Annotated in this window: 17 protein-coding genes, 7 tRNA genes and 1 pseudogene; 18 read left to right on the top strand and 7 right to left on the bottom strand. The window is 62.7% G+C overall.

From position 1 onward, the window contains the following. The first annotated feature begins 77 nt into the window (after positions 1-77). The 5 genes from rpsA (at position 78) to JLK41_RS10075 (ending at position 6617) form a co-directional block, all read left to right on the top strand. A complete protein-coding gene (gene rpsA, locus JLK41_RS10055) occupies positions 78-1760 on the top strand; it encodes a 30S ribosomal protein S1 (RefSeq protein ID WP_012018329.1) in 1683 nt (560 codons plus the stop codon). Positions 1761-2026: 266 nt separating this feature from the next. After that, a complete protein-coding gene (ihfB, locus tag JLK41_RS10060; RefSeq protein WP_003243558.1) occupies positions 2027-2311 on the top strand; it encodes an integration host factor subunit beta in 285 nt (94 codons plus the stop codon). Between the two features lie 837 nt (positions 2312-3148). Then, a complete protein-coding gene (locus JLK41_RS10065; protein WP_210390936.1) occupies positions 3149-4198 on the top strand; it encodes an MraY family glycosyltransferase in 1050 nt (349 codons plus the stop codon). A 20-nt stretch (positions 4199-4218) separates the two neighbouring features. Continuing rightward, positions 4219-6204 carry a polysaccharide biosynthesis protein gene (locus JLK41_RS10070; protein ID WP_210391211.1) on the top strand — a complete coding sequence of 662 codons (1986 nt, stop codon included), beginning with the start codon at positions 4219-4221 and terminating at the stop codon, positions 6202-6204. 89 nt (positions 6205-6293) lie between these two features. Then, positions 6294-6617: a ComEA family DNA-binding protein gene (locus JLK41_RS10075; protein ID WP_210390937.1), complete on the top strand. Its 324-nt coding sequence runs from the start codon at positions 6294-6296 to the stop codon at positions 6615-6617. Between the two features lie 615 nt (positions 6618-7232). Here the strand turns inward: JLK41_RS10075 and JLK41_RS10080 are convergent. After that, positions 7233-7308, bottom strand: a tRNA-Asn gene (locus JLK41_RS10080). 215 nt (positions 7309-7523) lie between these two features. Beyond that, positions 7524-8720 (bottom strand): amino acid aminotransferase, encoded by a 1197-nt coding sequence (locus JLK41_RS10085; RefSeq protein ID WP_047584219.1) that lies wholly within the window; start codon positions 8718-8720, stop codon positions 7524-7526. A gap of 246 nt (positions 8721-8966) precedes the next feature. Between JLK41_RS10085 and uvrB the strand changes: the two genes are divergently transcribed. Continuing rightward, complete coding sequence (gene uvrB, locus JLK41_RS10090; protein WP_210390938.1) at positions 8967-10982, top strand: excinuclease ABC subunit UvrB; 2016 nt, start codon at positions 8967-8969, stop codon at positions 10980-10982. Between the two features lie 471 nt (positions 10983-11453). On the opposite strand, the gene JLK41_RS10095 is transcribed toward uvrB, so the two are convergent. Further along, positions 11454-13007, bottom strand: coding sequence for an MDR family MFS transporter (locus tag JLK41_RS10095; protein ID WP_037054089.1), 1554 nt, complete (start codon positions 13005-13007; stop codon positions 11454-11456). Beyond that, positions 12997-14046 carry an HlyD family secretion protein gene (locus tag JLK41_RS10100; protein ID WP_037054086.1) on the bottom strand — a complete coding sequence of 350 codons (1050 nt, stop codon included), beginning with the start codon at positions 14044-14046 and terminating at the stop codon, positions 12997-12999. Before JLK41_RS10100 ends, JLK41_RS10095 begins: the two co-directional genes overlap by 11 nt. A gap of 107 nt (positions 14047-14153) precedes the next feature. On the opposite strand from JLK41_RS10100, the gene JLK41_RS10105 reads away from it, so the two are divergent. From JLK41_RS10105 to JLK41_RS10140, 8 genes are all read left to right on the top strand, one after another. Next, a complete protein-coding gene (locus JLK41_RS10105) occupies positions 14154-15074 on the top strand; it encodes a LysR family transcriptional regulator (protein WP_037054083.1) in 921 nt (306 codons plus the stop codon). A 35-nt stretch (positions 15075-15109) separates the two neighbouring features. After that, positions 15110-16591 carry a glutamate--tRNA ligase gene (gltX, locus tag JLK41_RS10110; protein WP_210390939.1) on the top strand — a complete coding sequence of 494 codons (1482 nt, stop codon included), beginning with the start codon at positions 15110-15112 and terminating at the stop codon, positions 16589-16591. 171 nt (positions 16592-16762) lie between these two features. Beyond that, positions 16763-16838: transfer RNA gene (locus tag JLK41_RS10115), tRNA-Ala, on the top strand. Between the two features lie 60 nt (positions 16839-16898). Continuing rightward, positions 16899-16974: transfer RNA gene (locus JLK41_RS10120), tRNA-Glu, on the top strand. A gap of 49 nt (positions 16975-17023) precedes the next feature. Next, positions 17024-17099: transfer RNA gene (locus JLK41_RS10125), tRNA-Ala, on the top strand. A gap of 48 nt (positions 17100-17147) precedes the next feature. Continuing rightward, positions 17148-17223 (top strand) — tRNA-Glu (locus JLK41_RS10130). A 47-nt stretch (positions 17224-17270) separates the two neighbouring features. Next, a tRNA-Ala gene (locus tag JLK41_RS10135) sits at positions 17271-17346 on the top strand. Between the two features lie 48 nt (positions 17347-17394). After that, positions 17395-17470: transfer RNA gene (locus tag JLK41_RS10140), tRNA-Glu, on the top strand. A 64-nt stretch (positions 17471-17534) separates the two neighbouring features. Here JLK41_RS10140 and JLK41_RS10145 read toward each other — a convergent pair. Then, a pseudogene (locus JLK41_RS10145) lies at positions 17535-18738 on the bottom strand (ISL3 family transposase). A 217-nt stretch (positions 18739-18955) separates the two neighbouring features. Between JLK41_RS10145 and JLK41_RS10150 the strand changes: the two are divergent. Together JLK41_RS10150 and JLK41_RS10155 are read left to right on the top strand one after the other, a co-directional pair. Beyond that, positions 18956-19495, top strand: coding sequence for a TetR/AcrR family transcriptional regulator (locus JLK41_RS10150; RefSeq protein ID WP_210390940.1), 540 nt, complete (start codon positions 18956-18958; stop codon positions 19493-19495). 23 nt (positions 19496-19518) lie between these two features. Next, positions 19519-20358, top strand: a complete 840-nt coding sequence (locus tag JLK41_RS10155) for an alpha/beta hydrolase family protein (protein ID WP_210390941.1) — start codon at positions 19519-19521, stop codon at positions 20356-20358. Here the strand turns inward: JLK41_RS10155 and JLK41_RS10160 are convergent. Then, positions 20328-22190, bottom strand: coding sequence for a sensor domain-containing diguanylate cyclase (locus JLK41_RS10160; RefSeq protein WP_244976493.1), 1863 nt, complete (start codon positions 22188-22190; stop codon positions 20328-20330). The two genes, JLK41_RS10155 and JLK41_RS10160, sit on opposite strands and share 31 nt — an antisense overlap. Before the next feature lie 202 nt (positions 22191-22392). Here JLK41_RS10160 and JLK41_RS10165 point away from each other — a divergent pair, with 202 nt between their 5' ends. Beyond that, positions 22393-22842 carry an acyl-CoA thioesterase gene (locus JLK41_RS10165; RefSeq protein ID WP_037054427.1) on the top strand — a complete coding sequence of 150 codons (450 nt, stop codon included), beginning with the start codon at positions 22393-22395 and terminating at the stop codon, positions 22840-22842. 7 nt (positions 22843-22849) lie between these two features. On the opposite strand, the gene JLK41_RS10170 is transcribed toward JLK41_RS10165, so the two are convergent. After that, positions 22850-23245, bottom strand: coding sequence for a hypothetical protein (locus JLK41_RS10170; RefSeq protein WP_150609268.1), 396 nt, complete (start codon positions 23243-23245; stop codon positions 22850-22852). Between the two features lie 100 nt (positions 23246-23345). On the opposite strand from JLK41_RS10170, the gene JLK41_RS10175 reads away from it, so the two are divergent. Beyond that, complete coding sequence (locus JLK41_RS10175) at positions 23346-24311, top strand: tRNA dihydrouridine synthase (protein WP_037054424.1); 966 nt, start codon at positions 23346-23348, stop codon at positions 24309-24311. Positions 24312-24414: the final 103 nt, after the last annotated feature.

A 24414-nucleotide genomic window follows, 5' to 3' on the forward strand; every position in this document is an offset into this window, starting at 1 on the left:
TCTTTTTACATGAACGAACCCACATGGTCTGGAATGTGGTTTGGGCGAATCCCCGCCCTTGATCAACAGGAATCAACATGAGCGAAAGCTTTGCAGAACTATTTGAAGAAAGCCTGAAATCCCTCGACATGCAGCCGGGTGCCATCATCACCGGTATCGTGGTCGACATCGACGGTGACTGGGTTACCGTACACGCCGGCCTGAAGTCCGAGGGCGTCATCCCGCTCGACCAGTTCTTCAACGAACAAGGCGAGCTGACCATCAAGGTCGGTGACGAAGTCCACGTTGCGCTGGACGCGGTTGAAGATGGCTTCGGTGAAACCAAGCTGTCCCGCGAGAAAGCCAAGCGCGCTGAATCCTGGCTGGTTCTGGAAGCTGCGTTCAACGCTGAAGAAGTGGTCAAGGGCGTTATCAACGGCAAGGTCAAAGGCGGCTTCACCGTTGACGTCAACGGCATCCGCGCGTTCCTGCCGGGTTCCCTGGTCGACGTCCGTCCGGTGCGTGATACCACTCACCTGGAAGGCAAAGAGCTGGAATTCAAGGTCATCAAGCTGGACCAGAAGCGCAACAACGTTGTCGTTTCCCGTCGCAGTGTCCTGGAAGCCGAGAACAGCGCCGAGCGCGAAGCTCTGCTGGAATCCCTGCAGGAAGGCCAGCAGGTCAAAGGTATCGTCAAGAACCTCACCGACTACGGTGCGTTCGTTGACCTGGGCGGCGTAGATGGTCTGCTGCATATCACCGACATGGCCTGGAAGCGCATCAAGCACCCGTCCGAAATCGTCAACGTTGGCGACGAGATCGACGTCAAGGTTCTGAAGTACGACCGCGAGCGCAACCGCGTATCCCTGGGCCTGAAGCAACTGGGCGAAGACCCATGGGTTGCCATCAAAGCCCGTTACCCGGAAAACACCCGCGTCATGGCGCGCGTCACCAACCTGACCGACTACGGCTGCTTCGCTGAGCTGGAAGAAGGCGTTGAAGGTCTGGTGCACGTTTCCGAAATGGACTGGACCAACAAGAACATCCACCCGTCGAAAGTCGTCAACGTCGGCGACGAAGTGGAAGTCATGGTTCTGGACATCGACGAAGAGCGTCGTCGTATCTCCCTGGGTATCAAGCAGTGCAAGACCAACCCGTGGGAAGACTTCTCCGGTCAGTTCAACAAGGGTGACAAGATCTCCGGCACCATCAAGTCGATCACCGATTTCGGTATCTTCATTGGTCTGGACGGCGGCATCGACGGCCTGGTTCACCTGTCCGACATCTCCTGGAACGAAGCCGGCGAAGAAGCCGTGCGTCGCTTCAAGAAGGGCGACGAGCTGGAAACCGTCATCCTGTCGGTCGACCCGGAGCGCGAGCGCATCTCCCTGGGCATCAAGCAGCTGGAAGACGATCCGTTCAGCAATTACGTCTCCCTCAACGACAAGGGCACCATCGTCCGCGGCGTTGTGAAGGAGGTGGATGCCAAGGGCGCCATCATCGACCTGGGCAACGAGATCGAAGCCACTCTGAAAGCTTCCGAAATCAGCCGTGACCGCGTTGAAGACGCGCGCAACGTCCTGAAGGAAGGCGACGAAGTAGAAGCCAAGATCATCAGCGTTGACCGCAAGTCCCGCGTTATCAGCCTGTCCATCAAGTCGAAAGACGTCGAGGACGAGAAGGACGCGATGAAGGAACTGCGTAACAAGCAAGACGTTGAAAGCACCGGCCCGACCACCATTGGTGATCTGATCCGTGCTCAGATGGAAAACCAGAACTAAGTTCAGGTAATTCATCGAAGAAAAGGGCGGCCCTCGGGTCGCCCTTTTTCGTTTCTGCGGCTCTCATCGGTCCGTTGACATGCAGCGGCTGGCGGCACTCGCCGCGCCCGCTGAATGTGTGCGTGATGCGGCGCTTATGCCTGAGTCATCAACTCTCAATCCGGATATTGCGCTAACACCTTGTTTTTTGGGCTGTTCAAAAGCTGACCAGCGTGCTAAAACCGATCCATCGAGTCTTCTAGCCGCTTGAAAAAGAAGGGAAAACCATGACCAAGTCGGAGTTGATCGAACGAATCGTCACTCACCAGGGTCAGCTCTCCTCCAAGGATGTCGAGCTGGCCATCAAGACCATGCTGGAGCAGATGTCCCAGGCGCTGGCGACAGGGGATCGCATCGAGATCCGTGGCTTCGGCAGCTTCTCCCTGCACTACCGCGCCCCGCGCGTAGGGCGCAACCCGAAAACCGGCCAGTCGGTGCGTCTGGACGGCAAGTTCGTGCCGCATTTCAAGCCAGGCAAGGAGCTGCGGGATCGGGTCAATGAAGACGAATAGCTGTATTTTCCAACTGGCTCGCTGAACTGGCCCAGGCCGTCAGAGATTTCCTGGCCTCCTAGCGAGGCGCTTTCAAACGCATCAGGGCTGACGCCTCCCACCGATGGCCCGATCCTTCAGTGAGCTAGCGCCGTATAGCGCTGCCTGCGAAGCTTGACTTCTCCGTCTCTCAGGACTGTCTCAGCTACCGAAATCAGGGGCGCTACTATCGAGGAGCGACACCAAACTTAGCCTGTAAGAGGGAGGCATGTTGGTGGGGCGTGTCTTCCAGAATTGCGCCCAATTCTTTGAACTCATCCGCCAGCGTTAGCCATCGCCCCTGGCCAGAGCGCGTAGGGATATTCCGCTATAGGGTTCATCAAGAGTTGTCCAGATGGAATACTCGGAATGAAATTTACAAAGTGCAGGGCGACAATTCAGTTATAACGTGCGTAGGCTTACGCATTGCGAGAGCGACAGGTCGGCCAGGCTTGCCAGGAAGACCCTGCGTTGCCAAGGACTGCCAAAGAGGCGTTGCCATTTTTTTTGCAAGAATACCCTGTACATCCGAACTCTCTACGGTTTGTTGGGATCGGAAGAAATCGGCTGGCAATCCACTTGATGGCGGCCTATCAAAGAGGTCTGGAGTTGCTGCCTAGGCCCGTTCAGTCCTGGCGCGCTGTGCCGGAATGGCATTACGCGCTTGTGGTTCCGTACAGTTCATGGGTGGAGGGCAATGATGACTTGCTCTGCCGTCCATAAAGTCCCCTCAGCGGTAGAGTCGATTGGCTTGCGTGGTTGTTAGCAACGAATGCCGCTGGTCTGGACTGTGATGCATTATTTGGTTGGTTCGAAATCATGACGCTCCTGTTTCTTGCTGCTTTGCTGGCTGTTCTGGCTTTTGTTTTGACGGAATTGCTGCGCCGGTATGCTCTGGTCTACAGCTTGATGGATGTACCAAACGAACGTAGCTCGCACAGTGCCCCTACGCCGAGAGGCGGTGGTGTGGCGATTGTGTTGGTGTACGTGTTGGGACTTTTTATTGCTCGTGAGTCGGATCTGGCAGTTGCTAGCGATGTGCTCTGGGCGCTGGTAGGTGCTGGCGGTTTTACTGCGTTGCTGGGGTTTCTCGACGATCATGGGCACATCGCTGCACGCTTACGTCTGCTCGGACACTTCGCAGCGGCCATTTGGGCACTCTACTGGTTGGGTGGACTGCCGCCTCTGGTCTTTCTCGGTAGTGAGTGGCGGCTCGGCTGGTTGGGTCATGTAGTGGCGGCGTTCTACCTCGTATGGATGCTCAATCTCTATAATTTCATGGACGGTATCGACGGACTTGCCAGTTGCGAGGCGATCTGTGTGTGTGTTTCTGCTGCCTTGCTTTGTGCAGCATCTGGAATGCCGTCCGGGAACATCGTGTTGCCATTGCTGCTTGCCGCTTCCGTATTGGGGTTCTTGTTGTGGAATTTTCCTCCGGCGAAGATCTTCATGGGCGATGCTGGCAGCGGCTTTCTTGGGCTCATATTGGGAATTTTATCCCTTCAGGCCGGGTGGATGAGGCCGGAGTTGCTGTGGGGCTGGTTGATCCTGCTCGGGGTTTTTATCGTCGATGCAACCTATACATTGTTGCGTCGCTTGTTCAGGGGGGAGCGTGTATACGAGGCGCATCGTAGTCACGCTTATCAATTCGCCTCACGTCACTATCGTAGGCATCTGCCGGTGACATTGGCGGTGATTGCGATCAATCTGTTCTGGTTGCTGCCAATCGCTATGTTGGTCGTCACCGGCTGGCTGGAAGGCGTCCTTGGGCTTCTGCTCGCCTACAGTCCCTTGTGCCTGCTTGCCTGGCGTTTGCGCGCGGGTATGCCGGAAAACAGCGTTGCTAAAGATCAGTCGGGCGCAAAGTGATGGATGACTTGGGATTTTATATGGATGGTTTGCGTCAGTTTCTGGTCGCGCTACCGAGGCGTCAGAAGCGTCTATTGCAACTGTTGGCAGACACATTTCTGATATGGTTGGCTCTTTGGTTGTCCTTTGCAGTTCGCTTGGGGGATTGGCAGGCGGCAAAGCCCTTTGATGGGCATGGCTGGTTGTTTTTGATCGCGCCTGCCATTGCACTGCCGATATTCATTCGACTGGGAATGTATCGGGCGGTGATGCGCTACGTAGGCAACGATGCGCTTATCACCATAGTCAAGGCGGTGACCTTGGCTACGTTGGTATTGTCCCTGGCAGTTTATTGGTATCGCGGACCGACGGCGCTCGTGCCAAGGTCCATGATCTTTAATTATTGGTGGTTGAGTCTGCTGCTGCTGGGCGGTTTGCGCTTGGTCATGCGCCAATTCTTCATCGGGGACTGGTTTGAACCGATTGCTCGCCGCCGCGATATCGAGTACGGCACTTCCAAAGTTGCTATCTATGGGGCCGGTGCGGCTGGTAACCAACTGGTAGCTGCTTTGCGTCTGGGTAAAGCGATGCGTCCGGTTGCATTCATTGATGATGACTCCGGCATTGCGACTCGCACTATCGCGGGGCTGCGTGTCTACTCTTTCAAGCATATTCAGCAAATGATCAATGAAACGGGGGCGACCGAGATTCTGTTGGCAATGCCCTCGATCACCCGTGCGCTCCGACGAGAGATTCTCGATGCGCTGGCGCCTTATTCCCTGCATGTGCGCAGTGTTCCTGGTTTCGCCGACCTGGCCAGTGGGCGCGTGAAGGTCGAGGATATCCAGGAGGTCGATATCGCTGACCTTCTGGGGCGCGATGCAGTGCCGCCCCGGCAGGACCTGTTCGAGCACTGTATCAAGGATCAGATCGTCCTGGTGACAGGGGCCGGTGGCTCTATCGGTTCCGAGTTGTGCCGGCAGATACTGGCTAGTGGTGCGCGCACCCTGTTGCTCTTCGAGCACAGCGAGTTCAATCTCTACAGCATTCATAGCGAGTTGCAGCAGCGGATCGAACGGGAGTCGCTATTTATCAAACTGGTGCCGATCCTGGGCTCTATTCGGAACTTCGGACGCCTGTTCGACATTCTGCAGACCTGGAGGGTCAACACTGTCTATCATGCAGCGGCCTACAAGCATGTGCCGATGGTCGAGCACAATATTGCCGAAGGCGTGCTGAACAATCTGGTCGGTACCACCAATGCTGCGCAGGCCTCGATCAAGGCGGGTGTCGCCAACTTCGTGCTGATTTCCACGGACAAGGCCGTGCGTCCCACCAATGTCATGGGCAGCACCAAGCGCCTGGCCGAGATGGTGCTGCAGGCGCTGAGTCGTGAGTCGGCGCCGTTGCTCTTCGGCCAGGAGCGGGGCGTCCACCAGGTCAACAAGACGCGCTTTACCATGGTGCGCTTCGGTAACGTGCTGGGTTCTTCCGGTTCGGTCATTCCGCTGTTCAGGGAGCAGATCAAGCAGGGCGGGCCGGTGACGGTGACGCATCCGAACATCACGCGCTATTTCATGACCATTCCCGAGGCGGCGCAGTTGGTGATCCAGGCGGGGTCGATGGGGCAGGGCGGCGACGTGTTCGTGCTCGACATGGGCTCACCGGTGAAGATTGCCGATCTGGCCGAGAAGATGATTCGCCTCTCCGGGCTTTCCGTCCGCGACGAGAGCACGCCGCATGGCGACATCGCCATCGAGTTCACGGGCTTGCGCCCTGGCGAGAAGCTTTATGAGGAGCTGCTGATTGGCGAGGATGTGAAGCCGACCGAGCATCCGATGATCATGCGTGCCGAGGAGGACATGCTGCCCTGGGAGGAGCTCAAGGTGCGTCTTCAGGCGCTGCTGGCAGCCGTCGACGAGGATGACTACGCGCGTGTGCGCATGTTGCTGCGCGAAACGGTGCATGGCTACGTGCCTGAGGGTGAGATCGTCGACTGGATCCACCTGCGGAACCGGGAGCGCTGAGGCGAGGATTTGACAGCCGGGGGATAAGGTGTAGTTTGGAGGGCGAAGCCAAGAAGGCTTCGCTTTTTCATTTACAAGGAGTGTTTCCCATGTTGAAAGTCCGTCTTTCTTCACTGCTTTTGGCTGTCCTCGTTTCCCTTCCCCTGGCTGCGACTGCAGCTGAAACCCCAAAGGCCGAGCCCGCGAAAGCGGCAGCCGCTCAGGTGGCGCAAACCGGTCTGGTCAATCTGAATACCGCTGATGTGGCAACGCTGCAACGTGAGTTGGCCGGCATCGGTGTGACCAAGGCTCAGGCGATCGTCGCGTACCGTGAGGAGCACGGTGATTTCGCCACGGTCGATGAGTTGCTGGAGGTGAAGGGAATTGGCAAGGCGACGCTGGAGAAGAATCGCGACAAGCTGAGTGTGAAATGACGCTTGCGGGCGTCCCTGCCCAGGCCGGTCCTTGACCGGCCTTTTGCGTTTTTGTGGGTGCTGACCGGGGCCAGTTCTGGGGCAGGAAGCGGGAAGGCACCAACCAGGTGGCGATTCACGCGGCCCTCGAGGCTTTTGAACTTGGCTCCGCGACCTAGACTCGACAGCGCAGCTGAACGCGCTTCAGCGCGGCCCCGAAGGGGTGAGCGAAGCGAATAACCTGGGACGCAGTCCCTGGTGAGAGTCCGCAGGCAATAAAAAACCCAGCGCTAGGTGTGATCTCTCAGTAGGTTGTTCATCCGGGGCATTCCCGGAATTCTGGAAGCGCGACCTGGACTCGACAGCGTAGCTGAACGCGCTTCAGCGCGGCCCCGGAGGGGTGAGCGAAGCGAATAACCTGGGACGTAGTCCCTGGTGAGAGTCCGGCAGGCAATAAAAAACCCAGCGCTAGGCTGGGTTCTTGAATTTGGCTCCGCGACCTGGACTCGACAGCGTAGCTGAACGCGCTTCAGCGCGGCCTCGGAGGGGTGAGCGAAGCGAATAACCTGGGACGTAGTCCCTGGTGAGAGTCCGGCAGGCAATAAAAAACCCAGCGCTAGGCTGGGTTCTTGAATTTGGCTCCGCGACCTGGACTCGAACCAGGGACCCAATGATTAACAGTCATTTGCTCTACCGACTGAGCTATCGCGGAACAACGGAGCGTATCTTACTGATTAAAAAGGGGAAGTCAACACTTTGCTCTGGCTTCGGCTTCACTGCGATGTAGTCTGTGCGGCGCTGGTCCCGTGGGAGGGGCTTTAGCCGCGACGGCAGCCGATCGCGGCTAAAGCCCCTCCTGCGGATGCGGTTGTGGTGCATACAAAAACACCGGCTTGCAAGCCGGCGTTTTTGCAGTACTGCCGAGGCTTAGAGTACGGCGTGAATCGCGCGGGTCACGCTATCCAGGTTGCCATGGTTCAGCGCAGCGACGCAGATGCGACCGGTGCCGACGGCGTAGATGCCGAACTCGTTCTTCAGGCGCTCCACCTGTTCCACGGTCAGGCCGGAGTAGGAGAACATGCCGCGCTGCTCGGCGACGAAGCCGAAGTCACGCTTGGCGCCCAGCGCCGCCAGTTGCTCGACCATGGCCAGGCGCATGCTGCGGATGCGATCGCGCATTTCGCCGAGTTCGGCTTCCCACATGGCGCGCAGTTCAGGGCTGTTGAGCACGTTGGCGACCACGGTGGCGCCGTGGGTCGGCGGGTTGGAGTAGTTGGTGCGGATCACGCGCTTGAGCTGCGACAGCACGCGAGTCGACTCTTCACGGCTGCTAGTGACCAGCGACAGGGCGCCGACGCGCTCGCCATACAGCGAGAACGACTTGGAGAAGGAGCTGGAGACGAAGAACTCCAGGCCCGACTCGGCGAACAGGCGCACGGCCTCGGCGTCCTGCTCGATGCCGTCACCGAAACCCTGGTAGGCGATATCGAGGAAGGGTACGTGCTCGCGCTCGCGCAGTACGTCCAGCACGGCTTTCCAGTCTTCCAGCTGCAGGTCGACGCCGGTCGGGTTGTGGCAGCAGGCGTGCAGTACGACGATGGAGCGGGCCGGCAGGTTGCGCAGGTCTTCGAGCATGCCGCCACGGTTCACGCCATTGCTGAACGGATCGTAGTAGCGGTAGTTCTGCACCGGGAAACCGGCGGACTCGAACAGCGCGCGGTGGTTTTCCCAGCTCGGATCGCTGATGGCGACGGTGGCTTCCGGCAGCAGACGCTTGAGGAAGTCGGCGCCGGTCTTCAGTGCGCCGGTGCCGCCCAGGGCCTGGGTGGTGATGACGCGGCCGTCCTCGATCAGGGCTGCGCCCTTGCCGAACAGCAGTTCCTGTACCGCCTTGTCGTAGGCTGCGATGCCTTCGATCGGCAGGTAGCCACGCGGGGCGTGGGCCTCGATGCGCGCTTTTTCGGCTTCTGCGACAGCGCGCAGCAGCGGAATTCGCCCCTCCTCGTTGTAGTAGACGCCTACGCCAAGGTTGACCTTGGTGGTGCGGGTGTCTGCGTTGAATGCTTCGTTGAGGCCCAGGATGGGATCGCGCGGAGCCATTTCGACGGCGGAGAAGAGACTCATGATGGGTGCGGCAGCTCGAGTGAGGGGTGGGTGGCCAGGCGTCCCCAACGAAAGCGCTAGGGAGCGCGTAAACGGGGCGTTAGTATAACGACCCTGAATCCAGGGGGCGACAGCGCAAAGCCCTGAATTAAGGCCTTTTGCCAGGTAATTCGACTCTACTTGGCGCTATTGCCAACTCGCCCCGCAATTCATGGCTTTTGACGCCGTCCGATGGGATGCGTCACAGCTAATTTGTCGAGGTGCTGCATGTCCGATTTTCAATTGGTGACCCGCTTCAAGCCTGCCGGTGATCAGCCCGAGGCGATTCGGCAGATGGTCGAGGGGCTGGAGGCCGGCCTGTCGCACCAGACGCTGCTGGGGGTGACCGGTTCGGGCAAGACCTTCTCCGTCGCCAACGTGATCGCCCAGGTGCAGCGGCCGACCCTGGTCCTGGCGCCGAACAAGACGCTGGCGGCACAGCTCTATGGCGAGTTCAAGGCGTTCTTCCCGAACAATGCGGTGGAGTACTTCGTTTCCTACTACGACTACTACCAGCCGGAAGCCTATGTGCCGTCGTCGGACACCTTCATCGAGAAGGACGCCTCGATCAACGACCATATCGAGCAGATGCGCCTGTCGGCGACCAAGGCGCTGATCGAGCGCCAGGATGTCATCGTGGTCTGCACCGTGTCCTCGATCTACGGCCTGGGCAGCCCCGAGGAGTACCTGAAGATGGTGCTGCACCTCGACCGGGGCGACAAGATGGACCAGCGCGCCCTGTTGCGCCGGCTGGCCGAGCTGCAGTACACGCGCAACGACATGGATTTTGCCCGCGCCACCTTCCGGGTGCGTGGCGATGTGATCGACATCTTCCCGGCGGAGTCGGATCTCGAGGCCATTCGCGTCGAGCTGTTCGACGACGAGGTGGAGAGTATCAGTGCCTTCGATCCGCTCACCGGCGAGGTGATCCAGAAGCTGCCGCGCTTCACCTTCTACCCCAAGAGCCACTACGTCACCCCGCGCGAAACGCTGCTGGAGGCCGTGGAGCACATCAAGGTCGAGTTGCAGCAGCGCCTGGAGTACCTGCGCGGCGCGAACAAGCTGGTCGAGGCGCAGCGCCTGGAGCAGCGCACCCGCTTCGACCTGGAGATGATCCTCGAGCTGGGCTACTGCAACGGCATCGAGAACTACTCGCGCTACCTGTCGGGGCGCCCGGCGGGTGCACCGCCGCCGACCCTGTACGACTACCTGCCGGACGAGGCGCTGCTGGTGATCGACGAATCCCACGTCTCGGTGCCGCAGGTCGGCGCCATGTACAAGGGTGACCGCTCGCGCAAGGAAACGCTGGTGGAGTACGGTTTCCGCCTGCCGTCGGCGCTGGACAACCGGCCGATGCGCTTCGAGGAGTGGGAGTCGGCCTGCCCGCAGACCATCTTCGTTTCCGCGACGCCCGGCCCCTATGAAGGCGAGCATGCCGGGCGCGTGGTGGAGCAGGTGGTGAGGCCGACCGGGCTGGTCGACCCCGAGGTCGAGGTGCGGCCAGCGCGTACCCAGGTCGACGACCTGCTGTCGGAGATTCGTCTGCGTGTGGCGACGGGCGATCGTGTGCTGGTCACCACCCTGACCAAGCGCATGGCGGAAGACCTGACCGACTACCTGGGCGATCACGACGTCAAGGTGCGTTACCTGCACTCGGACATCGACACGGTGGAGCGGGTGGAGATCATCCGTGACCTGCGCCTGGGCACCTTCGACGTGCTGGTGGGCATCAACCTGCTGCGTGAGGGCCTGGACATGCCCGAGGTGTCGCTGGTGGCGATTCTCGATGCGGACAAGGAGGGCTTCCTGCGCAGCGAGCGCTCGTTGATCCAGACCATCGGCCGTGCGGCGCGTAATCTCAACGGCAAGGCCATTCTCTATGCCGACAACATGACGGGCTCGATGCAGCGCGCCATCGGCGAGACCGAGCGACGTCGCGCCAAGCAGATCGCCTTCAACGAGGCCAACGGCATCGTGCCCAGGGGCGTGCAGAAGGACGTCAAGGACATCCTCGAAGGCGCGGTGGTGCCGGGGGCGCGCAGCAACAAGCGCAAGGGCATGGCCAAGTCGGCGGAGGAGAGCGCGCGTTACGAGGCCGAGCTGCGCTCGCCGAGCGAGATCACCAAGCGCATTCGCCAGCTGGAAGAGAAGATGTACGCCCTGGCGCGCGACCTGGAGTTCGAGGCCGCGGCGCAGCTGCGTGACGAGATTCAGAAACTGCGGGATCGGCTGTTGCAGGTCTGATCTCGGGCGGTCGCCCCCGGATTGCATCCGGGCTACGCCTCTGCGTGTCGCGTAGGGTGGATGACGCTCTTCTCATCCACCGTTGCGTGCGTAGGTGGTGGACGGATGGAGCGGCGTCCACTCTACGGCTGGGATTCGCGGCTGAAGCCGCTCCTGCGGGTGAGGTGTCGGCGTGGGTGGATTACCCTTCATCGATCCACCGTCCCCGGTGGATGCAAAAGGCGGCATCCACCCTACGGCTGGGTTCGCGGCTGAAGCCGCTCCTACGGGTGAGGTGTCGGCGTAGGGTGGATCGCGCTTCATCGATCCACCGTCCCCGGTGGATGCAAAAGGCGGCATCCACCCTACGGCTGGATTCGCGGCTGAAGCCGCTCCTACGGGGGAGGTGTTGGCGTAGGGTGGATCGCGCTTTGTCGATCCACCGTGCCTGGTAGATGTAACAAGCGGCATCCACCCTACGGCGGGCGGGGCTCAATGTGCTGCGCCAGCGCCTGCCATGTTCTGCGGCAGTTTTCGGGTCAGCAGAATCGCCAGCATGCTCACGGCGAGGGCAATGCCGATGAAGTGGAAGGCGTCGTTGTAGGCCATGATCGTCGCCTGTTCGTGGACGATCTGACTCAGCCTGGCCAGCGCGGCCTGCTCGCTGCCCAGCGTCTGCGTCAGCAGTTGCAGGCGCTGTTCCACCTGCGGGTTGGTCGGCACAATGGATTCGCGCAGGTAATCGAAGTAGACCTTGGCGCGTGCGTCGAGCAGGGTGGCGAGCAGGGCGATGCCGATGGCGCCGCCGAGGTTGCGCAGGATGTTGAACAGGCTCGAGGCCGAGCCGGCGTCCTGCGGCAGGATGTAGGCCGTGGCGATCAGCGAGACGGTGACCATCACCAGTGGCTGGCCAAGCGCGCGCACGATCTGGATATGGTTGAACTGCGGGCCGGCGAAGTCCGGGTTGAGCACGCCGGAAAAGAAGCTCGCCGCACCGAACAGGGCGAAGCCCAGGGCGCACAGCCATTTCGGCGAGATGATCTTCATCAGCTTGGGCACCAGCGGGATCAGGAACAGCTGCGGCACACCCATCCACATGATCACTTCGCCGATCTGCATGGCGTTGTAGCCCTGGATCTGCGCCAGGTACAGCGGCAGCACGTAGATCGAACCGTACAGCCCCACGCCAAGCCCCACGCTGGAGATGCTCGCCAGGCCGAAGTTGCGCTCGCGCAGGACGCCGAGGTTGATCAGCGGATTGGGGCGTGAGATCTGCAGGATGACGAACAGGATCAGGCTGACCAGTGCCACGCTGCCGAGGCCGACGATCAGCTGCGACTCCAGCCAGTCCTTGCGATGACCTTCTTCGAGAAACACCTGCAGGCAGCCCAGGCCCATGCCCAGGGTGACGATGCCGGCGTAGTCCGTGGTCTTCAGCAGTTCCCAGTGCGGCGCCTTCTTCTCCAGGCCATAGAGCAGGCCGGCGATCATGATCAGGCCGGGCGGCACGTTGATGTAGAAGATGTATTCCCAGCCCCAGTTCTCGGTCAGCCAGCCGCCAAGCGTGGGGCCGATGGAGGGCGCGAAGGTGGCGGTGATGGCGAACAGCGCCATGCCCTTGGCGCGGTGATGCTCGGGCAGCTTGATCAGCGTCATGGTGAACGCCAGCGGGATCAGTGCGCCACCGGTGAAGCCCTGCAGCGCGCGGAACACGATCATGCTCTCCAGGCTCCAGGCCATGGAGCAGAGCAGCGAGGCGATCAGGAATCCGACCGAGACCCAGACGGCCAGGCGCCGTGCCGACAGCAGCTGCACCAACCAGGCCGTCAGCGGGATCATGATGATCTCGGCCACCAGGTAGGAGGTGGAGATCCACGAGCCTTCCTCCAGGGTGGCGGACAGCGCGCCCTGGATGTCCTTCAGTGAGGAGTTGGTGATCTGGATGTCCAGCACCGCCATGAAGGCGCCGAGCATCGCGCTCATCACCGCGATCCAGTCGCGGCGGCTGGGCTCCTCGGTGGGGCGGATCAGTGCATCACCCGCCATGGTGTTCGTCGCTGCGCAGGTCGATGGTGACCTCCACCGACATACCGGGGCGGATCAGGCCGTGCAACGGGTTGTCGGCGGAGAAGGTCAGTTTGACCGGGATGCGCTGCACCACCTTGGTGAAGTTGCCGGTGGCGTTGTCGGGCGGCAGCAGGCTGAACTGGGCGCCGGAGGCGGCAAACAGGCTGTCGATGTGGCCCTCGACGGGGGTGTCGGGATAGCTGTCGAACAGCAGCTCGGCCTTCTGCCCCGGACGCATGCGGCCAATCTGGGTTTCCTTGAAGTTGGCCTGCACCCAGATGTCCTGATCGGGTACCAGCGAGAGCAGGTAGGCGCCGTTCTGTACCACCTGGCCTTCGCGGGCCGAGCGCTGGCCGACCATGCCGCTGATCGGCGCATGAATCTGTGTACGCGACAGGTTGAGGTCGGCCTGTTCCAGATCGGCCTGGGCGGAAAGGATCAGGGCATCCAGGCGCTTGAGTTCGGCTTCGAGGCTGGCCACCTGCTGGCGCTGGGCCTGCAGGTCCGCCTGGGCCTTGGCCAGTTGCGAGCGGGCCACGCGGTTGTCGGCGGCCAGCGTGGTCACGCGTTCTTCGGAGACGTAGCCCGGCTTGCGCAGCGTCTGTGCGCGGCCAAGGTCGATCTGCGCGCGTTCCAGGGTGGCCTGGCTGGCGGCGACGTCCGCCTGGCTGGCGGCGATCAGGCTGCCTTGCTGGTCGAGCTTGCTCTGTGCCTGGGCGCGTTCGGCCTGGTGGGTCTCCAGGGCGGCGAGGGCGCGCTGGCGGGCCAGGCGGAAATCGCTGTTCTCCAGTTCGACCAGCAACTGGCCGGCTTCCACGTGCTGGTTGTCGCGCACCAGCACCTTTTCGATGCGCGCATTGAGCTGGCTGGAGACGCGGGTGATTTCACCCTGCACGTAGGCGTTGTCGGTGCTTTCCTGGTAGCGGCCGATCAACAGCCACTGGATGAGCAGGGCGCCGGCGATCAGCACCAGCAGGGTCACGAAGACGAGAAGACGGCGTTGCAGTTTGGCGGGCATGCGTGAGGCTCGGGAAGCGGCGGAGAAATGTAAGCGAATTTAACAGTGTTCCCTTTGCGCTAGTAGACTCTAGACTTGGCATGCTTTGTTGCTTATGAGGAACAATCATGGGGCTTGATGACGCACTGATCTTTACCCGAGTGGTGGAGTGCCACAGTTTCACCCAGGCGGCGACCAGCCTGGGCATGCAGAAGTCCACCGTGAGCCGGCGCATCGCCTTGCTCGAGGAGCGCCTCGGTGTGCGCCTGCTCAATCGCACCACGCGCAAGCTGCGCCTGACCGAGGTGGGGCAGGCCTACTACGAGCGCTGCCGGCAGATCATGCTCGACTTCGCCGAGGCCGAGCAGGCCGTCATGCAGTTGCAGCGTGAGCCTTCCGGGCTGTTGCGCATCACCACGCCGATCGAGTTCGGTCAGTTGTTCCTCGGGCGAGTGCTGGGGGAGTTCATGCGCCAGTACCCGCAGATCAACGCCGAGGTGGAGCTGACCTCGCGCCTGGTCGACCCGCTGGAGGAGGGCGTGGACATCGCCATCCAGGTTGGGCAGCCGCAGGACTCGACCCTGATCGCGCGCAAACTGTTCGAGAGTGGCCGGCGCCTCTGCGCCAGTCCGTCCTATCTGGCCGCGCACGGTGTGCCGCGCAGCGTGGCCGAGCTGGAGGGGCATCGGGCGATCCTCCTGCAGCACGATGCGCCGCGTTATTGGCCACTGCTGGGCGAGAACCTGCCCTGCCAGCGGGTGATGACCTGCAACAACATCACCTTCGCGCGTGAGGCGGCACTGGCTGGCGCCGGGATCTGCGGGTTGCCGGTCATGATCAGCGAGGAGGCGGTGCGCAGCGGGCGCCTGGTCGAGCTGCTGCCGGAGGCGCGCCTGCCGGTGGGCGAGGTCTACGCCATCTACCCGTCACGACGCTTCCAGGCCATGAAGGTCAAGACCTTCCTCGACTTCCTCATCGCCAGCTTGCCGATCACCCGTGGCGGGTCGCTGGAGCCGGGGGCGGCAGGCCTGATAACATCGCCCGCTTGATCAATACACCTCGTGTCTTCCTTCCGAGAGCATTCATGACCACCGTTCGTACCCGTATCGCGCCATCGCCGACCGGCGACCCCCATGTCGGCACCGCCTACATCGCATTGTTCAACCTGTGCTTCGCTCGCCAGCACGGTGGCCAGTTCATCCTGCGTATCGAAGACACCGACCAGCTGCGTTCGACCCGCGAGTCCGAGCAGCAGATCTTCGACGCACTGCGCTGGCTGGGTATCGAGTGGGACGAGGGCCCGGACGTCGGTGGTCCGCACGGCCCGTACCGGCAGAGCGAGCGTGGCGAGATCTACAAGAAATATTCCGACGAGCTGGTCAGCAAGGGCCATGCCTTCCCGTGCTTCTGTTCCGCCGAGCGCCTCGATGAAGTGCGCACGCAGCAGATGGCCAACAAGGAAACCCCGCGTTACGACGGCCACTGCATGCATCTGCAGCCCGCCGAGGCGCAAGCGCGCATCGCCGCCGGCGAGTCGCACGTGGTGCGCATGAAGGTGCCCAGTGAGGGTGTCTGCGTGGTGCCGGACATGCTGCGTGGCGATGTCGAGATCCCCTGGGATCGCATGGACATGCAGGTGCTGATGAAGGCCGATGGCCTGCCGACCTATTTCCTGGCCAACGTGGTCGACGACCACCTGATGGGCATCACCCACGTGCTGCGTGGCGAGGAGTGGCTGCCGTCGGCGCCCAAGCTGATCAAGCTGTACGAATACTTCGGCTGGGAGCAGCCGGCGCTGTGCTACATGCCGCTGCTGCGCAATCCGGACAAGAGCAAGCTGTCCAAGCGCAAGAACCCCACCAGCATCACCTTCTACGAGCGCATGGGCTACCTGCCGCAGGCCATGCTCAACTACCTGGGGCGCATGGGCTGGTCGATGCCGGACGAGCGCGAGAAGTTCTCCCTGGCTGAGATGATCGAGCATTTCGACATCAACCGGGTGTCGCTCGGTGGGCCGATCTTCGACCTGGAGAAGCTGTCCTGGCTCAACGGCCAGTGGCTGCGTGAGCTGCCGGTGGAAACCTTCGCCGCCGAAGTGCAGAAGTGGGCGCTCAACCCCGAGTACCTGATGAAGATCGCGCCGCACGTGCAGGGCAGGGTGGAAACCTTCAGCCAGATCGCACCGCTGGCCGGCTTCTTCTTCTCCGGTGGCCTGAACCTCGATGCCAAGCTGTTCGAGCACAAGAAGCTGTCGCCTGACCAGGTTCGCCAGCTGATGCAGCTGATCCTGTGGAAGCTGGAGTCGCTGCGGCAGTGGGAGAAGGAGCGCATCACCGGCTGCATCCAGGCCGTGGTCGAGCACCTCGAGCTGAAGCTGCGCGATGCCATGCCGCTGATGTTCGCCGCCATCACCGGCCAGGCCAGCTCGGTGTCGGTGCTCGACGCCATGGAGATTCTCGGCCCGGACCTGACCCGCTTCCGCCTGCGCCAGGCCCTGGAGCTGCTCGGTGGCACCTCGAAGAAAGAGACCAAGGAGTGGGAGAAGCTGCTGGCGGCCATCAACTGAGTTGTGGCGCGAGCCTGCCTGCTGCTGCCGTCGCCAAAGCGCCTGTCACGCTCGGTTTTACCCTGTGTGGGCTCTAAGTAGTTGTTCTAGTGGCAAAAACTTTGGGCCGGAAGGAAAAATGTTGTTGACAGGCAATCGGGGCGCTCTTAACATGCGCCCCGTCCTCGAGATGGGGCTATAGCTCAGCTGGGAGAGCGCTTGCATGGCATGCAAGAGGTCAACGGTTCGATCCCGTTTAGCTCCACCAATCTCGACTCCTTCGGGAGTGCCAGAATCGATGTGAGTCGATTCACGATCAGGGTCTTGCGTCCCCTTCGTCTAGTGGCCTAGGACACCGCCCTTTCACGGCGGTAACAGGGGTTCGAGTCCCCTAGGGGACGCCACTTATTCCAGCCGCAACGCTCAGGCGTTGCAGCCAGACCGCAAGGTTTCGGGGCTATAGCTCAGCTGGGAGAGCGCTTGCATGGCATGCAAGAGGTCAACGGTTCGATCCCGTTTAGCTCCACCAAACACACGCAAGGCCAGCCAGGTGCTGGCCTTGTCGTTCGAAGGTTTTGTCCCCTTCGTCTAGTGGCCTAGGACACCGCCCTTTCACGGCGGTAACAGGGGTTCGAGTCCCCTAGGGGACGCCATTTTCCAGTCGCAACGCGCAGGTGTTGCGAGCCGACCGCAAGGATTCGGGGCTATAGCTCAGCTGGGAGAGCGCTTGCATGGCATGCAAGAGGTCAACGGTTCGATCCCGTTTAGCTCCACCAATCACACTCAAGGCCAGCCTCGTGCTGGCCTTGTCGTTCGAAGGTTTCGTCCCCTTCGTCTAGTGGCCTAGGACACCGCCCTTTCACGGCGGTAACAGGGGTTCGAGTCCCCTAGGGGACGCCATTTTCTTGCCGCATTTGCGGAACCCAGGGGCTGCCTCTCACGAGGTGGCCCCTTTTTGTTTGGTTCATCGCGCTTTCCCGGGGAAGGCGGCCTTGATTTTCAGGAAGAAGTAGTCAGAGTCCCGGAAGCCATAGGCCATCCGCTTGATCACCTTGATGCGGTTGTTCACGCCTTCCAGGACGCTGGTGTGCAGGGGGAAGCGGGCGCTTGCGAGGATGCCACGGGCGTATTTGCGCAGATTCCGGGCAAAGCGTTGGAGCGGCGCCAGACCGCTGTCCCGAGCATGCCGCAGCCAACTTCGCCAGCGCCGCCAACCCTCCCGCACAGTGGGGGCGTACCAGACTTCCTTTTAACGCATCCTTGAGCACGTAGACCGTGGCCAATGGCTGGTTGGCGGCGAGCAACTCCTGCAACTGCACGGCTTGGCCGTCCTTCAGGTTTTCGCGATTGCGCAGCAACAGCCAGCGGCTCTGCTTGACCACCTTGCGTGCCGGTTTGTCATCGCGCAGGAGATTGGCCTGGTCGACGCGGATACGGTCGATCACCTCACGCCCGTAGCGCGCCACCACATGGAACAGGTCGTACACCACTTCGGCTTGAGGGCAGTGCCGCTTCACCTCCAAATCGAAGGCGGTGTTCATGTCCATCGCCACCGCTTCGATCCGTTGGCAGCGCTCGCCCAGTAACTCAAAGAATGGGCGGATCGCCTCGCGGCTGTTGCCATGACCGACCCATAGCACCCGCGTGCGCTCGGCATCCATGATCACCGTGGCGTAGCGATGGCCTTTGTGCAGGGCGAACTCGTCCATCACCAGGCAACGCACATCACCCGGCTCGAAGGTGCCGACGGCGGCATCCAGCCGACGTTTGTCGAGTTGCTTGAGCGTGTGCCAGTGTATGCCGGTGAGGCGGCTGACGTGGCTGATCGGCAGCAGTTGCAGCAAAGCCTCGAGCCAGGCCTGCAAGCGCCGCGTCAGACGTGACGCCGGCTCCAGCCAGGCGATCCGCTCGGTCACCCGCCCACAGCGCAGGCAGTCAACGCGGCGCACAGGCACCTGGAGCAGAACGCGCTGATCCAACAAATCCCGATCGCGTATCCGACGCAGTCGGCGCTCGTGGATCAGCGGACAAGCTTGGCCGCAGCGCCCACATTCGGGGATGGCGTCGGCTTGAGGCTTGAGTTCGATCAACAGGATGTTGTCGGCAGAGGGGCGACAGGCGACGACTGCGTAGCCTGGCCAGAACTGGGCAAGATCAATAGGATGCACGGTGGCAGCAGGGCGTGGGGGTTGGTTCGTTTGGCGACTGCCAATTTACCCACTTCCCTGACTGTCAACGCGCTCTTCCCCCAGACTCCGCGAAGAACCTTTTGTTTGCCTGCTCATTCCTGTCGCTGCCGTGAAGACGACCGATGGTCGTCGCGGCTGCTTGCAAGAAAAGATGATGACTGTAATATTGTGATCGTCATATAAAGGAGCCGCAGCCATGACCGAACGCAAGTACGAAACCCGCAAGCGCATTCTCGCGGCCGCTGGGCGAGTCCTTGCCGAGCGCGGCCCTGGCGACCCGGCCGTTGCCGAGGTGATGGCGGCGGCGGGGCTCACGGTGGGTGGCTTCTATGCGCATTTCAGCAGCAAGGATGCGCTGATGCTGGAGGCGTTCAGGCAGTTGCTCGGTGTGCGCAGGGAGCGCCTGGCTGGCGTCGATCAGCGCCTGGACGGCAGGGAGCGCAGGGCGCTGCTGGCAGCCTTCTACCTGTCGCGTCGGCATCGCGACGAGCCCGCTGATCGCTGCCCGCTGCCCAGCACGCTGGCGGAGATCGAACGCCTGCCGGACGGCTTCCGTCTGGCCCTGGTCGAGCACGTGGAGCAGATGGTGGCGCAGATGAGCGCCACGCCGGAGGAGGCGGATACGGCGCTGGCTGACCTGGCGCTGATGGTAGGTGGTCTGGCGCTTGCCCGGGCATTGGGCGCCGGTGAGCTGTCCGACCGCTTGTTGCGTGCCGCCAAAGCGGCGGTGCTGTGAGATCGGCTTTCGAGGAGACGATGATGAACCAGATGACATGGGTACGTGGCGTCAATGCAGCTCTGGGGCGAGTGGCCCCGCAACTGCTCGCCAGCCGACTGCGCGAACGTTTCATGACACCGCGCAACCTGCCGCCGCGCGACTGGGAGCTGCCGTTGCTGAACAGCGCCGAGCGCATCACGCTGCGTTTCGGTCTCTCGGCCTTGCGCTGGGGTAGCGGGCCAACGGTGTTGCTGATGCATGGCTGGGAGGGGCGGCCGACCCAGTTCGCGCTGCTGATCCGTGGCCTGGTCGATGCCGGCTATGGTGTCGTGGCGCTGGATGCGCCCGCCCATGGGCGCTCACCGGGGCGTGAGGCGAATGTCGTGCTGTTTGCCCGCGCCTTGCTCGAGGCGGCCAGCGAGCTGCCGCCGTTGCAGGCGATCATCGGCCATTCGATGGGCGGGGCCAGCGCGCTGCTGGCCATCCAGATGGGCCTGCGCACCGACGCGCTGGTCAGCATCGCGGCGCCGAGCCGGATTCTCGGGGTGCTGCGAGGCTTCGCCCATTTCATGGGTCTGCCTGCGGCGGCTCGTGCGCATTTCGTGCGTCAGGTGGAAACCCATGCAGGCATTCCCGCTGCGCACCTCGACGTGCAGCGCTATCAGCTGAACGTTCCGGGGCTGGTCGTGCACGCCGAGGACGATGCAGTGGTGCCGGTCAGCGAGGCCGAGTTGATCCACCAGGCCTGGTTCGACAGTCAGTTGCTGCGCTTGCCGGCGGGTGGGCACCAGCGGCTGCTGGGGGATCCGGCGATCGTGCGGGCCGTGCTCGACCTGCTCGGCGAGGTGCGTCAGGCGTCGCTGAAGGCCGTGGCGTCGTAGCTGACCACGCGATTGCGCCCGGCTGCCTTGGCGCGATACAGCGCGCGGTCGGCCAGGTCCAGCCAGTGTTCGGCGCAGCCCGGTTCGCTGGGCACGCCCGCGTAGAGGCCGATGCTCAGGCTCAGCGGGATGTCCTGCTGCTGGTAGGGGCAGGGGTGCTGGGCCAGGTCCTCGCGCAACTGCTCGGCCAGGTCCAGGGCGCCCGTCAGGTCGGTGTTGTCGAGCAGGGCGACGAACTCCTCGCCGCCGAAACGGGCCAGCAGGTCGCTGCTGCGCAGGCGCTGCTGGAAACGCTCGGCTGCATGACGCAGGCAGGCATCGCCGGCGAGATGGCCATAACGGTCATTGACCTGCTTGAAGTGATCCAGATCCAGCATCAACACGGCGATCGATTGCCGGCTGCGCTCGGCGCGGGCGTAGGCGCGCACCAGTTCTTCGTTCAGGGTCTGGCGATTGAACAGGCCGGTGAGGCCGTCGCGGCGATTCTGTTCGGCCAGGCGCAGGTTGGCCCTGGAGAGCTGCTGCAGGGTGTCCTGCAGGGTGGCGGTGCGCTCCTGCACGTGCTGATCCAGGCTCTCGCTGATCTTCGTCTGCAGCTCAAGGTGCTTGGCCTGCTCGCTGCGCAGGCGACGTTCCTGGTCGATCAGCCTGGCCTGGGCTGCGCGCTCGGCCTCCTGGGCCTGGCGAATGCGTGCGGCGAGGGCGACGGAGAATACCGTCATCTCGATCAGGCCGCCGATCTGCTGGATGTGCAGGGTGAGCAAGGAGTAGGGCAGCAGGCCGGTGCCGGTCAGAATGCTGGCGAGGCTGGCGCTGATCAGCACGAACCAGCCCAGGGCGAACAGGCGCGCCGCGGCAAAGCCGGCACGCCAGCGCAGCAGGGTGATCACGAAGGCCGCTATCGCGCAGGCGGCCACTATGACGAAGCTGCCCATCAGGGCCGGGGTGTAGGGGCCGAACAGGGCCATGCCCAGGACCAGCCAGGTGCAGGCCTTGAGGAGGCTGGTCGTCCGGCGATAGGCCTTTGGCGCCTTGTCCAGCTCCAGCACACCGTAGGTGAACTGGATGCCGAACAGCGTCGCCAGCGCGGAGGCGAATGGAAAGCTCAGCTGGTGCCAGGTCAGGGCATTGGGCCAGAGCCACTGCAGTGCGAAGCCCAGCTGGATGAACTGGTAGAAGCCGAAACTGGCGACGAACAGGCTGTACCAGAGGTAGTTGCGATCACGGGTGATGCCGAAGATGCTCAGGTTGTAGATGAACATCGCGATCAGTGCGCCGAAGAACAGGCCCTGCAGCAGCAGGCTGCGCTGTTCCTGGTGGTCGAAGGCGTCGCGGGTCATCAGGCTGGCGCTGAGGTTGGCCGAGCCCGCAGTCTGCATGCGCAGCCAGATGCGGCGCTGTTCGCCGGGGCCGACCTGCAGCGGCAGCAGCAGTTGGCGATGCTCGACCCAGCGCCAGTCGAACGGGCGCTGGTCGCCGGCACGGTAGATACGCTTGCCGTCCAGGCCGTAGGCATCCAGCTGATCGAGCAGGGGGTTGCCGACCAGCAGCACCCAGCCGAGCGAGCGCGGGTGGGGGTTGTGAACGTCCAGGCGCAGCCAGTAGGCGCTGCCGCCGTAACCGAAGCTGGCGTCGCGCCGGCCGACCTCCTGCCAGGCCGAGTCGGGCAGGTTGCGCACGTCGGTGAAGTCGGCGCTGCCGCTCGGGTCCTTCCAGTACTGCATGTAGGGGCCGGGCAGGACCTGCGCCTGGCCGATCGGCAGCGGCAGGCTGCCCGCCCAGGACAGGGCTGGCAGCAGCAGAAGCATCAGTAGGCGCAGGGCGGCAGTCAATTGCTCGTTCTCGGCTCTCGGGCACTTGCGCGGCATTATGGCGCTTTGAGATGACGCGATGAAAGCTCGGCCCTGCACGGATCGGCGTTGCGGCGTATCATGCGGGCGTCGAGTCGCGGCTGATGGCGTCGCCAGGCGTGCGAGCCGGCGCTCGGCATCAATCCCCGTCCGCAGCCTCTGCGGCAAGCCTGGAGACAAGACCATGACCTGGGACCTGCCCAGCCCCTTTCTGATCGATATCGATGTCACGGCTGACGATATCGATGGGCTCGGACATGCCAACAACGCGGTGTACGTCAGTTGGCTGGAGCGCTGTGCCTGGCGCCACTCGCAGTTCCTCGGGCTGGACCTGGTGGAGTACCGGCGCCTGGACCGCGCCATGGCGGTCGTCAGACACGAGATCGACTACCTGGCCAGCGCCTATGAGGGGCAGCGTCTGCAGATGGCGACCTGGATCGTCGAATCCGATCAGCGCCTGAAGATGGATCGGCGTTTCCAGCTGCTGCGTCCCGAGGACGGTACGACGCTGCTGCGGGCCAAGACCACCTTCGTCTGCATCGAGCTGTCCAGTGGCCGCCCCAAGCGCATGCCGGTGGAGTTCGTCGAGGGCTATGGCCAGGCGCTGTTGCAGCCTTATCCGCTGGAGCTGTGACTCGCCCTCAGTTGAACAGCGGGGCGAGAAACACCTGCTCAGCTTTCACCACGATGGCGAAATGCCGGGTTTCACCCGGGCCCAGCACTATCGACTGGGCCGCTCCGGGGCCACGGCCGCCGCAGTAGCCATCGGGTGACATGGCCACGGCGATGCTCAGCTCGCCGCTGGGCAGGTCCAGGCTGGTGCGCTCGTCCGGGCCGAGCTTTGCCACCACTTGCTGATTGATGTACAGCTCCACATTGCAGGCGTTCGGAGCGTTGTTGTCGCGACTGAAGATCAGGCGGGCCGGCGCACCGACGGCAGGGGCCGGGGGGCGATGTTCGACGCCGCGTGGCAGGGTGTCGCTGGCATGGGCCCCCAGGCACAGCAGGCCGAGCAGAACGAGTGCGGTATGACGCATGGCGGCAGCTCCTGTGGCTATCCATGCGATCAGTGTCGCCCATCTTGCGCACGGCGCGCGACCCCTTAAACTGTGCGCCCCATTTTCCCCGGACAACCTCATGCAAATCGCCCTGGCACCCATGGAGGGGCTGGTCGACGAGATCCTGCGCGACGTACTGACCCGCATCGGCGGCATCGACTGGTGCGTCACCGAGTTCATTCGCGTCAGCGAGCGGCTGCTGCCCGCCGCCACCTACCACAAGCTGGCCCCCGAGCTGTTCGGCGGCGCACGCACCCGGGCCGGTACGCCGATGCGCGTGCAGTTTCTCGGCTCCGATCCTCAGTGCCTGGCCGATAACGCGGCATTCGCCTGCACCCTGGGCGCGCCGGTGATCGATCTCAACTTCGGTTGCCCGGCCAAGACCGTGAACAAGTCGCGGGGTGGGGCGGTGCTGCTCAAGGAGCCGGAGCTGCTGCATGCCATCGTCCGTGAGGTGCGGCGTACGGTGCCGGCCGAGATTCCGGTCACGGCCAAGATGCGCCTGGGGTTCGAGGGCAAGGAAGGGGCGCTCGATTGCGCGCGGGCGCTGGCCGAAGGCGGGGCGAGCCAGATCGTGGTGCATGCGCGGACCAAGGTCGAGGGCTACAAGCCGCCGGCGCACTGGGAGTGGGTGGCGCGGGTGCAGGAGGTGGTCGGCGTTCCGGTGTTCGCCAACGGCGAGGTGTGGACCCTGGATGACTGGCGGCGCTGCCGTGAGATCAGTGGGGTGGACGACATCATGCTGGGTCGTGGGCTGGTATCGCGGCCGGGCCTGGCGCGGCAGATCGCGGCGCTCAGGGCTGGTGAGGAACCGCAGGAAATGGGCTGGGCCGAACTGCAGCCGCTGCTGCTGGATTTCTGGCAGCAGGCCCGGCGCAAGCTGGCACCGCGTTACGCGCCGGGGCGCCTGAAGCAGTGGCTGGCGATGCTGACCCGCACCTACCCCGAGGCCGTCGCGCTGTTCGCCGAGGTCCGCCGCGAGCAGGACTGCGAGCGCATCGATCGCCTGCTCGGGGCTGCAGCAGTGGATGCGAACAGGGCTTGACAGGGAAAGCCTTGAAATTTTTCCGGGTGGCCTCAGATAAGTGACTGCGGGATGCCGAAGTCGGGTCCCGCGCTATGACACTTGCTGAATCATCAGGAGAATA

This window comes from Ectopseudomonas khazarica (genome assembly GCF_017915135.1).
GTDB lineage: Bacteria > Pseudomonadota > Gammaproteobacteria > Pseudomonadales > Pseudomonadaceae > Aquipseudomonas > Aquipseudomonas khazarica.

Coding starts and splice junctions, on each gene's coding strand:
- ihfB (WP_003243558.1), top strand. CDS start 2,027: ATGACCAAGTCGGAGTTGATCGAACGAATCGTCACTCACCAGGGTCAG.
- JLK41_RS10075 (WP_210390937.1), top strand. CDS start 6,294: ATGTTGAAAGTCCGTCTTTCTTCACTGCTTTTGGCTGTCCTCGTTTCC.
- JLK41_RS10150 (WP_210390940.1), top strand. CDS start 18,956: ATGACCGAACGCAAGTACGAAACCCGCAAGCGCATTCTCGCGGCCGCT.
- JLK41_RS10070 (WP_210391211.1), top strand. CDS start 4,219: ATGGATGGTTTGCGTCAGTTTCTGGTCGCGCTACCGAGGCGTCAGAAG.
- JLK41_RS10100 (WP_037054086.1), bottom strand. CDS start 14,046: ATGCCCGCCAAACTGCAACGCCGTCTTCTCGTCTTCGTGACCCTGCTG.
- JLK41_RS10085 (WP_047584219.1), bottom strand. CDS start 8,720: ATGAGTCTCTTCTCCGCCGTCGAAATGGCTCCGCGCGATCCCATCCTG.
- rpsA (WP_012018329.1), top strand. CDS start 78: ATGAGCGAAAGCTTTGCAGAACTATTTGAAGAAAGCCTGAAATCCCTC.
- gltX (WP_210390939.1), top strand. CDS start 15,110: ATGACCACCGTTCGTACCCGTATCGCGCCATCGCCGACCGGCGACCCC.
- JLK41_RS10105 (WP_037054083.1), top strand. CDS start 14,154: ATGGGGCTTGATGACGCACTGATCTTTACCCGAGTGGTGGAGTGCCAC.
- JLK41_RS10065 (WP_210390936.1), top strand. CDS start 3,149: ATGACGCTCCTGTTTCTTGCTGCTTTGCTGGCTGTTCTGGCTTTTGTT.
- JLK41_RS10155 (WP_210390941.1), top strand. CDS start 19,519: ATGAACCAGATGACATGGGTACGTGGCGTCAATGCAGCTCTGGGGCGA.
- JLK41_RS10165 (WP_037054427.1), top strand. CDS start 22,393: ATGACCTGGGACCTGCCCAGCCCCTTTCTGATCGATATCGATGTCACG.
- JLK41_RS10095 (WP_037054089.1), bottom strand. CDS start 13,007: ATGGCGGGTGATGCACTGATCCGCCCCACCGAGGAGCCCAGCCGCCGC.
- JLK41_RS10170 (WP_150609268.1), bottom strand. CDS start 23,245: ATGCGTCATACCGCACTCGTTCTGCTCGGCCTGCTGTGCCTGGGGGCC.
- uvrB (WP_210390938.1), top strand. CDS start 8,967: ATGTCCGATTTTCAATTGGTGACCCGCTTCAAGCCTGCCGGTGATCAG.
- JLK41_RS10175 (WP_037054424.1), top strand. CDS start 23,346: ATGCAAATCGCCCTGGCACCCATGGAGGGGCTGGTCGACGAGATCCTG.